Here is a 7324-nt window from a genome sequence, read left to right as displayed (position 1 = left end):
TCTGATCGATTTCCTCCATACTCATTGGGTTCTTGGGATTTCCCTTCGGGTAATCCTTCCAGGAATCGACCGTTATCGACAATATCGTGGATCACATCCAGTACGTTATACGGTTCAGATTTTTCTGACGGGATAACAAATTCGAGCTTGCCAGTGGCGCGGTACGCTATATCGCCCTCATCACTGACTGGCGGACGGGTTGCATTGTTCTGGGGAAGATAGCTGAGGAGCTCACGCGCGAGGGCGACGGCGTGAGGTCGTCCATCCGCGCGAAAATGGGCAAGCCCCGTTACCTCAGCATGCATGCGACTACCACCAATCTCAGCTTTGGTCACACTTTCGCCAGTTGCGGCTCGAATGACGGATGGCCCGGTCAGGAACATTGAAGCTTCATCGCCGGCCATGATGATGAAATCGGTCAACGCGGGTGTATAAGATGCTCCGCCAGCGCAGTCACCGAATATCACAGAGATCTGTGGCACAACACCCGATGCCTTTACCGTCTTGTAAAACACATCGGCAAACTGGACGCCTGCATCCACCCCTTCGTGGATCCTGATGCCAGAGGATTCGTTCAGCCCAATAATCGGCGCGCCAATGCGTAGCGCGAGATCAAGGAGGTTGGATAGCTTGACTGCATGCATTCGACTGGAACTGCCGCTCAGGAACGCGCGATCGTGCGCGTATATGAGAACGGTGCGGCCATCGATTTTTCCATGGCCAGTGATAAGACCGTCGCCCGGCGCGGTGCGGCGTTCAGCGCCGAAGTGGCGCGAGTCGTGTTCGACTAGGCTGTGCAGCTCTGTGAATGTGCCGGGGTCGACGAGCATTGCGATGGCCTCTCGCGCGTCGATTGGCTGTGTGGCGTGCACGGGTAAAGCTTGAGACTTGACGCTCATTGTTTTTGGTCTCTCAGGTTGATTGTTATCGGCAGCCTCTATGCGAAGCCCGTCCATCGCATAGATCCGCTTGTCCACGCATATGCATACATACGGGCTGCGTGACTGTACATATAACCGACCGGACGGTCAATTATTGAGATGAAAACGCTAAGGTGACGGGCGTGGCGCATCTGGCCTTTATTGCAGCGGACACAAGAGGGCCTCGGCGAGAGCCGTCAGCTTATTGGGGCATCCCCATGGCCAGCTCCAATTTCATTAACGGCAGCATCTGGGCCGATGTCGGTATTCGGTGGACTGTCCTTCGCGCGGGACGCCCGAACTGCCTCGGCCGCACGAGCTAGCAGGCCTTTCGCGGAAGACCTGCGGGATAAGCTGAATGCAGCGCTCGATGAGACCGATGCAACTTCCCGGCGAACGACAGCATCGAGTTCGTCGATCAGGAACTCGTCATTCACAAGCCCCGCAAGGAGCCCAACCCATGACAAATCAACCGGTGACGACGATTCGGCGCGAATGCCTGCAGCGCGCCATCTACTGGGCTCGGCCGACCGGCGCGGAAATTCAGGAGGTGGTCCAGCTCGCCGGCTTCACGGGCAGAACGGCCGCTTGCTATGACCTTGCGGATGAGTCGGGGCGGCAGATTCGGCGGTGGGATCAGCGGCGAAGCGGATATCCCTATTCGGCGCGGGCCCTGCTTTGCCACGCCGCGATCGCGTCAACGTACCGTGCGGCGGTCTGCGGCGCGCCGGCCGCCCGCGATCCGCGCTTCGATCGCGTCCAGTTGGTCGCGCACCGGGAGACACCTAGATTTGCCGACGCCCGAGAGCCGACTGTGTCTCCAATGGAGACACAAAAAAGCCCGCTCAGATAGCGCCGGCTTCCCGAATTGACTCCGCAAGTTCCGTCAGCTTCGCCTCATTGAAGACCTTCCGAGGTTGCCACGGGTTCGGCACGATGTCCGCCACTGGCAATTCAGACGTCGAACCAGCTTTTTCCAGTTCGGCGACGCGCTGCTGCGCCGCAGCCAGGGCTCCCGCCATTCCGGGCGCCATGCGCGCAGGCGCTGCCTCGGTTGCTGGCGGTCCAATTCAATGTCTTTCGCCGACCGCAGGTCAGCCGTCTTGCTCATCATGCGTTCGCGTAGGTTACTCATTGGCCGGCTCTCCATTGCGCGACGTATTGGTCATCGATTCACTTGCAGTAGTCCATTAGCCATTAGCGCGCGTTCTCGATCACGAACCGGGCGAGGTCCCGCAACAGTCGGCCCACGGCCTCATTGGCTGCGACGACGCCCGCGTAGGGATTCCTTTCGTCCAGTTGCTGCTGCACCGAAAACGCTTTCGCCGCGATCGGCTGATGGGTCGTCTCCCGACTGAGATCGAACCGCACCGTCAGCCGCAGTACTGCCGGATCCGACGTGAAATCCTGATTCAGCTCGAGGATTTCTGTACGAAGCAGGAAGGTCGACCGTCCCAGATCGGGAGGCGCGCGCACAGCGCTGAAATAGTGCGTGCGCCTGATCGTCTCTACGATCAACGGCAATATCATCTGCGCAGGTGTTTCCACCCATTCGTTCCGACTGAAATAGGCGATCTGATATTCTTGGCTGGTGTAAGCCATGCGGGGCGTAGCGAAGGCCGGCACCGTCTCCGGAACGAGGACCGACAGTGTGACGGCGTGCGTCCTTTCGGCAGGAAGATCGACCGGGATGGTGCTCAGCACATATTGGTGGGTATCGATGTCGACCGGCGTGAACAAACTGCAACCGGAAAGCGAGACGATGCACAGTGCGCTAATCGCCGCGGTCGCGGTCATGGCTTTTCCCCCGGTCCAAGCGCAGGTGGCGCCGCGCCACGAATGAGGATCGACGGGTCTCGGTTGATCCTGTCCGTGACTGCAGTGAGGGAATTCGACACGTTATCAAGGTCGGCCAACACCCTATGGGTTTCGGGCAGGATTTGCAACTGAAGCGCGCGCACGGTCTCTTGGGTCGATGTCATGACCGGCTCGAACCGATGACTGGCGCGTTCAGTATGGGTCACGATGGCATCGAGCTTTCTCGTATCATCGGCCATGCTCCGAGTGATTTTTTGCAAACTTTCCGCGGATTGCTTCAAGGATGCGATGGTCTGCTTGTCGAGAACCGATGTGAGCAGCGCGGCAACGGCCTGGAAATTGTCGTTCACTTGATTGATGGCCGTGTCGAGCGTGATAACTTTCGATCGCGCCGCCGGGATGGTGGGATAACGGTCACCGGGTCGCAGGATCGGCTGCCCGGAATCCGGCCCGACGTTTTCAAGGGCAATAAAAACGTATCCGGTGAATCCGCGTGTTGCCAGCCCCCGGGAAGTAATCGTTGCTACCGTGGCCGCAGTGACCGGCGCAGTCTTGTCGACGGACATCAGGACGTCCACCGTCTGCGCGTTGACCAGCCTGACGCTTTTGACTTTTCCCACTTCGATGCCGTGGAATTCAACCGGCGCGTCAGCCATGAGCCCTGAGACGGACTCTCGCGTATAGACGTGATAAGTGGCGTATTGGCTAACCGAGAATAAGTACCAGGTCGCCCCCGCGATCATCAAGACAAGCAAGCACGCTGCGAAAAGGAGCTTGGCCTTTGTGTCGGTGCCATTTTTCATAGCGGCGTCCTCCAGGCAAGTGAGTCAGCTCGGCGAGCCCTACCAGCTGAATCTTCAGCGCCCGTTTCGCCATAAGAACCGACGATGGATTTCGCTATAAAACCAGTTTAGATCGAGACGCGACGGATTTTTCGCGAATCCTGGCCAACTCGCACTCCGTGGTGGGCCGTCGAGATCGGTACGCGCCAAGGCGGCGCAGCCAGGGGCGAAGCGCGTTACGCAGATCGGGCACCACCCGAGGAGTAGCTGGCCTGCAATGCGGCGCAACGCTCGCGCAGGAAGACATGCAACTCGTTCATCGCGGGCGTCAGTTGCGCGCGGTGGGCGCAGATCAGGTGCAGCGGCGCAGGCTCGCCATACTCCGGCGGAAACAGCTCCACCAACCGGCCTGCCTTTAAATCGTCGATGAGATCCAGTCGCGACTTGTAGACCAGGCCTTCCCCGGCTATTGCCCAGCGACGAACGGCATCGGCATCGTCGCTGATGCGATTGCCCGTGACGGCCACGGTGCGCTCGCCGCCCGGCGGCGTAAAGCGCCAGCGTTCATGTATCTGCTCGCTCCAGACGTACCGAAGGCAATTGTGTCGCCGCAGGTCGTCTACTTTGGTGGGTGCCCCATGCCGCTCGAGGTATGACGGTGCGGCACACAATGCGCGCCGGTTGTTCTCGACCAGTTTCATGGCCAGAAGAGACGAATCGGGCAGCGTTCCGTAGCGCACGACTGCATCCAGCGGTTGGCGAATGAGATCGGCCGCACGGTCGCTCATTTTCACGTGCAGCGACAATCCCGGGTGCCGGTGCTGAAAGTCATCCAGCCACGGCAACAGCAAATTTCGACCAAAGTCAGACGGAGCGGACAGGCGCAGCGGGCCGGACAGCACCCCGCGTCCGTTTGCCAGCGCCTGCTCGCCTTGCTCCAGCGCTTCAATCATGACCCGCGCATGCGGCAGGTAACGCTCGCCGGCCTCCGACAGTTGCATGCTGCGCGTTGAACGCGTGAACAGGCGCGTGTCCAGCGCCTTTTCGAGCCGCTGCACGGACGCACTCGCATGTGCGGGCGCGATATTCAGCTGGCGGGCCGCCTCCGAGAAGCTGCCGCAGTCCACCGTGCGCACGAAGATCTGGACGTCATCCAGTCGAATCATTTTCGTTGAAACGACGAAAGTATTTGGGCGAGACGGGTATTTATCCGCATATCGACGAAAGATAGCATAAGCCCCATCACTCTTGGATTGGAGATCACGTCATGAAAGCCATTGGTTTCTATCAGAACCATCCCATCAGCCACCCGCAGGCGCTGCAGGATATCGAGCTGCCGACGCCGGAACTGCGCGACCACGATCTGCTGGTGGAAGTGAAAGCGGTGTCGGTCAACCCGGTCGACACCAAAATCCGCAGCGGTGGAGATATTCCGGAAGGCGGTGCGCGCATCGCCGGCTGGGACGCAGCGGGAATCGTCCGCGCAACCGGCGCGTTAGCCTCGCGCTTCAAGCCAGGCGACCGTGTCTGGTACGCCGGTGACATCACGCGGCCCGGCAGCAACAGTGAACTGCATGCCGTTGACGAGCGCATCGTCGGCCCCATGCCGACATCGCTGGACTTCGCGCAGGCCGCGTCGTTGCCCCTGACGACGATCACGGCGTGGGAGTTGCTGTTCGACCGCCTGCGTGTCCAGGCAGCGGACCCGAGCGACCACAACGTGCTGCTGGTCGTTGGAGCGGCTGGCGGCGTCGGCTCGATTCTGACCCAGCTGGCGCGCGAGTTGACTGGCATGACCGTGGTCGGCACGGCCTCGCGGCCCGAAACCCGCGAGTGGGTGCTGGCACATGGCGCGCATTACGTCATCGATCACCGTCAGGCATGGGCACCGCAGTTGGCCGCGCTCGGCATCGAGCACGTTACCCACGTTGCGGGGTTGAACAACAGCGCCGCCTATGTGCCGCAAATCGCCGCCGTGCTGCGCCCGGAAGGCCAGTTCGCACTCATCGACGACCCGGTGGATCTGGACATCGGCCCGTTCAAGGGGAAATCCATTTCGATTCACTGGGAGCTGATGTTCACCCGCGCGATGTTCGCCACCGACACCATGGCACGGCAGCATGCCTTGCTGCGCCGCGCAGCGCAACTGGTTGACCAGGGCCGCCTCAAGCACACCCTGACCCGACGCATCGACGGTATCAACGCCGCCGGTCTCATCGAAGCGCATGCGTTGGTCGAGGCCGGCAACATGATGGGCAAGGTCGTCGTTGCCAACCGCTAATCCCTTTTGACAAGGAGCATCAACATGACATCGCCCATCATCAGCACAGCAACGATCAGCCTGGAAGCCGCGCAGGCACTGTTGGCAGCAGCGCGCCGCGCGAGCGCCGCACGGGGATTCGCCGCGACCATCGCGATTACCGATGCCGGCGGTCACCTGCGCGCGTTCGAGCGCGCGGATTCCGCTCCGTTCCTGACCGTAGACGTCGCCATCGACAAGGCATGGACGGCCGCGTCATTCGGCATGGCCACGCAACAATGGAATCAGTACATGGCCGAGCCCGCCGTTGCGCCGCTGGCGCACCATCCGCGTCTGACGCCGGTTGGCGGTGGCGTACCGATCTTCCACGAAGGGCGACTGGTAGGTGGCATCGGTGTTTCCGGCGGAACATCGATTCAAGACCATGAGGCCGCTGAGGAGGCGCTGCGTCAAGCAGGGTTTTTGCAGTGAGCATGGGCTGCCAGCAGGACCTGTGGCAGCCGCACTCACTGAGACGCCTCCGGTTCGCGCCGGTGCTTTTTCTCCAGTTTCCGGCCACGGTCACCCGCGCATATCGCCGTGTTGGCGTTGAGCTTCCGTCATCGACCGAACGAAGACGCCTGAGGAGGATTGGCTACTCTGCCGCCCATTCGGCGAGCTTTGCCACCGTGTTCATGTTGCGGGCGGTACCGGACTTGGCGGCCCGGATCTTCAGTTTCGATTTCGCCATGCCGTTCCCGTAATGCACGTAGATCTCGCGCTCTCCGAGCGCGATCTCTTCCTCCTGCTGGCCGCTCACGCCGGCCAGGGTGTCAGTGGGTGGAGGCTCGTCGAGGAATATGGCGACCGTTCGATTTGGTGCAGCTGCCGGGAAAGGATTGCCCGCGAGAACCGCGGCCAGCTCCGCGCCGGTTCGAATCAGAACGCCTATCTGCATGCCGGTGCTTGTCTTCAGGCAACGTTCCAGCTTGGTTTTCACCGAAGCTTCGGAGAGCTCGCTTTCGAAGACGACGTTGCCGCTTGCTATATACGTGCGTACCTTGGCGAAGCCAATGGACTCGCACATCGTCCGCAGCTCGGCCATGGGGAGTTTGCCTGTGCCGCCAACGTTCACGGCTCGCAAGAGAGCAACATATTGGGTCATCGGTGCATTCTATCGCCACATCCGTCGGTGCGGCTTTGGCAAGGGCGGGATCCGCCGTTCCCAGACCGAGCGTTTACCCCTACACGACAATTTATTTAATTCTAGATAATCTTTCTAGCAAGTAAGGGCCCCAACAGCGATCCGTGACCACCGCCAGTTTGCCGATGGCCACGCTAAGGAGTCCTAACTAGCTTGCCCGCTTCCTCGGTTGATGGGCTGCTCTGACGAATACTGACATTCGAAATATCGCCGATGTCGATAACTTCGATAGGAGACGCCGTACGCATTTTCAACAGCAACCCAGTTCAACAAGAGGCTCAAGCATATGAAATTTCAACTCAGACCCATCAACGCCGCGCTGACTCTCGCCTGCGTCGCCATGGCCTTCAGTCAAGCTGCG

At 60.4% G+C, this 7324-nt stretch carries 7 protein-coding genes and 1 pseudogene; 2 read left to right on the top strand and 6 right to left on the bottom strand.

Going from position 1 to position 7324, the window contains the following annotated elements; all coding sequences use genetic code 11:
• From ACTHL0_RS12705 to ACTHL0_RS12685, 5 genes and pseudogenes are all read right to left on the bottom strand, one after another.
• Nucleotides 1-977: carboxyl transferase domain-containing protein (locus ACTHL0_RS12705; RefSeq protein ID WP_440567102.1), on the bottom strand; the 977-nt coding region annotated here is incomplete at its 3' end.
• 791 nt (nt 978-1768) lie between these two features.
• A pseudogene (locus tag ACTHL0_RS12700) lies at nt 1769-2055 on the bottom strand (ParB N-terminal domain-containing protein); the annotation flags it as partial.
• A 62-nt stretch (nt 2056-2117) separates the two neighbouring features.
• Nucleotides 2118-2717 (bottom strand): ABC-type transport auxiliary lipoprotein family protein, encoded by a 600-nt coding sequence (locus ACTHL0_RS12695; protein WP_440567101.1) that lies wholly within the window; start codon nt 2715-2717, stop codon nt 2118-2120.
• Nucleotides 2714-3541 carry an MlaD family protein gene (locus ACTHL0_RS12690; protein ID WP_440567100.1) on the bottom strand — a complete coding sequence of 276 codons (828 nt, stop codon included), beginning with the start codon at nt 3539-3541 and terminating at the stop codon, nt 2714-2716. The genes ACTHL0_RS12695 and ACTHL0_RS12690 overlap by 4 nt, the downstream gene beginning before the upstream one ends.
• 215 nt (nt 3542-3756) lie before the next feature.
• On the bottom strand, nt 3757-4686 hold the full coding sequence (locus ACTHL0_RS12685; protein WP_440567099.1) for a LysR family transcriptional regulator: 930 nt from the start codon (nt 4684-4686) through the stop codon (nt 3757-3759).
• A 101-nt stretch (nt 4687-4787) separates the two neighbouring features.
• Here ACTHL0_RS12685 and ACTHL0_RS12680 point away from each other — a divergent pair, with 101 nt between their 5' ends.
• Nucleotides 4788-5801, top strand: a complete 1014-nt coding sequence (locus ACTHL0_RS12680; RefSeq protein ID WP_440567098.1) for a zinc-binding alcohol dehydrogenase family protein — start codon at nt 4788-4790, stop codon at nt 5799-5801.
• A gap of 24 nt (nt 5802-5825) precedes the next feature.
• A complete protein-coding gene (locus ACTHL0_RS12675; RefSeq protein WP_440567096.1) occupies nt 5826-6251 on the top strand; it encodes a GlcG/HbpS family heme-binding protein in 426 nt (141 codons plus the stop codon).
• A gap of 163 nt (nt 6252-6414) precedes the next feature.
• On the opposite strand, the gene ACTHL0_RS12670 is transcribed toward ACTHL0_RS12675, so the two are convergent.
• Nucleotides 6415-6924: a DUF1697 domain-containing protein gene (locus ACTHL0_RS12670; RefSeq protein WP_440567095.1), complete on the bottom strand. Its 510-nt coding sequence runs from the start codon at nt 6922-6924 to the stop codon at nt 6415-6417.
• Nucleotides 6925-7324 lie beyond the last annotated feature (400 nt).

Source organism: Trinickia sp. (assembly GCF_051961175.1).
Lineage (GTDB): Bacteria > Pseudomonadota > Gammaproteobacteria > Burkholderiales > Burkholderiaceae > Trinickia.
Note: the sequence above shows the minus strand (reverse complement) of the source record. Positions and strands in the feature narration are given on the sequence as shown.